Annotated in this window: 2 protein-coding genes; both read right to left on the bottom strand. The window is 71.9% G+C overall.

Annotated features, from left to right (window positions below):
- Nucleotides 1–212 precede the first annotated feature (212 nt).
- Nucleotides 213–1,469, bottom strand: a complete 1,257-nt coding sequence (locus tag ADK57_RS11850) for a sensor histidine kinase (protein ID WP_053749367.1) — start codon at nucleotides 1,467–1,469, stop codon at nucleotides 213–215.
- Nucleotides 1,470–1,563: 94 nt separating this feature from the next.
- On the bottom strand, nucleotides 1,564–2,047 hold a 484-nt coding region (locus ADK57_RS11845), incomplete at its 5' end, for a zinc-binding dehydrogenase (protein WP_159050042.1).

Raw genomic sequence — 2,047 nt, 5'->3', positions numbered from 1 at the left:
CAGCACCGCCACGACGGCGTTCGACCTCGGCGCGGCGGATGTCCCCGCTACGGGGGGTCGGGCAAGGGCGTCGGACATGGCAAGTGCCTCCATCGGGGCCAAAAGGGGGTTCAGGGACATCGGTATTGCTTGACTCACTCAAGTTAATCGCAATTGATTGACTTAAGCAAGTGGAAGTTTGGTGTGGCGGGTGTGACGGCTGGGGCAGGGCCTCAGGTGGCCGCGGGTTCCTCCAGCCGGTACGGCTGCACCGGCAACTCGGCGACGACCTCGAAGCCGCCCTGCGGGCGGTGGCCCATATGGATGCGGCCGCCGACGGAGTGGGCGCGCTCGCGCATGCCGATGAGGCCGTAACCGCCGCCGGGGGAGGTGGAGTCGGACCGTCTCGCGCCGTCGGCGTTGAGGACCGTGACGACCAGCCGGTCGTGGGTGTAGGCGAGCCGTACCTCGGCCGAGCCGGTGACGGCGTGCTTGGTGACGTTGGTCAGGGCCTCCTGCACGATCCGGTACGCCGTGAGGGCGGCGCCGGCGGACAGGGGACGCGGGTCTCCGTCGGTGGCGAGGGTGACCGCGAGGCCGGCGTGCTGGAACGAGGAGGCGAGGTCCGGGAGCTGTGCGAGGCCGGGGGTGGGAGTCGGTGGCCGGTCGGTGTCGGTCGGGTGAGCCGTACGGTCCCCGGTGTCCGTCGCGCGAGCCGTGGGGTCCACCTGATGTCGCAACAGGCCGACGGTGGACTTGAGTTCGCGCAGCGCCGAGGAGGTGGTGCCGGACAGGTCGGTGACGATCCGCTCGGCCTCGTCGGGTCGGCCGGGCAGCATCCGGGCGACCGCGCCGGCCTGGAGGTTCGCCAGGACGAGATGGTGGGCGACGACGTCGTGCAGGTCCCGGGCGATGCGCATGCGCTCCTCGGTGACGCGCCGTCGCGCCTCCTCCTCCCGGGTGCGTTCCGCGTGCTCGGCGCGTGCCTGCACGGCCTCCAGGTAGGCGCCGCGCAGCCGGGTCACGGTGCCCAGGGAGGTGGGCAGCAGCAGCCAGGCGGCGGGGCCGAGCAGTTTGAGGACCAGCGGCTCGTTGCCGGGCCCGGCGATCAGCGCGGCGCCCACCAGCAGGACGATGCCGGTGCAGGCGAAGGTGTTCGCGGTCTTGCGGTCGGTGCGGACGGCCAGCGAGTGCAGCGCGACCATGAGGGGGCCCAGGAGCAGGACCGTGAGGATGTAGCCGAGCGCCGAGACGGCCGTCGCGCAGACGATCGTCACCGCCGTCGTCGTACGGGGCCGGCAGCGGCGCCACAGCAGCGCGGTACACGCGACCCCGGTGAGCAGGACGCCGGGCCACCACGGCACGCCCGGGTCGTGCCCCGGGAGAGTGACCAGGCTGCCCGGCAGGGAGCAGGCGAAGAGCGCTACGGCGAGTCCGGCGTCGACGGCGTGGGGGCGGGCCGAGGGCAGACGTTGCAGATTGTCGATCATGGTGTGGGGGTTCCCGTCCGGTGTCGTCACCGCGGTGCGGACCGCCACGGGCCCCGCCGGCCGAGCGTGGCCGGCAGGAACCCGGGCGGGTCCGTCACTCGTCGAAGGTGACGACGACCTTCTCCGCGGCCCCGGGCGTCAGCGCGAGCTCGAAGGCCCGGTCGACCTCGGAGAACGGGACGCGGTGGCTGATCAGCTTGGCGAAGCGGTCCTGGTGTTCCGCGAGTTCCGGGGTCACCTCGAAGATCTCGGTCGGGTAGCCCTGGGAGGCGACGAGGGTGAGCTCGCTGCGGAGCATGCCGCCGAGGTCGATGTCCGAGCCCTTCTTCTGTACGGCGACCATGACCATCTTGGCCTTCCACTTCGCGGAGTCGACGGCGGCCTGGAAGACGGCGGGGACGCCTGCGGCGTCGATGTAGATGTCGGTGCCGGCGCGGGGCTGGCCGAGTGCGTTGGCGTCCTGCCCGTGCAGCTCGGTGAGGCGCTCGGTGACGTTCTCGGTGGCGGAGTTGATGACGGCGTCCGCGCCGACGGCCAGCGCCGTTTCGAGGCGCTCGGGGATGACGTCGGCGACGACC

Origin of the sequence: Streptomyces sp. MMG1533, from assembly GCF_001279775.1 — a bacterium.
In the GTDB taxonomy this organism is placed as follows: Bacteria; Actinomycetota; Actinomycetes; order Streptomycetales; family Streptomycetaceae; genus Streptomyces.
This window is presented reverse-complemented; position numbering and strand designations above follow the sequence as displayed.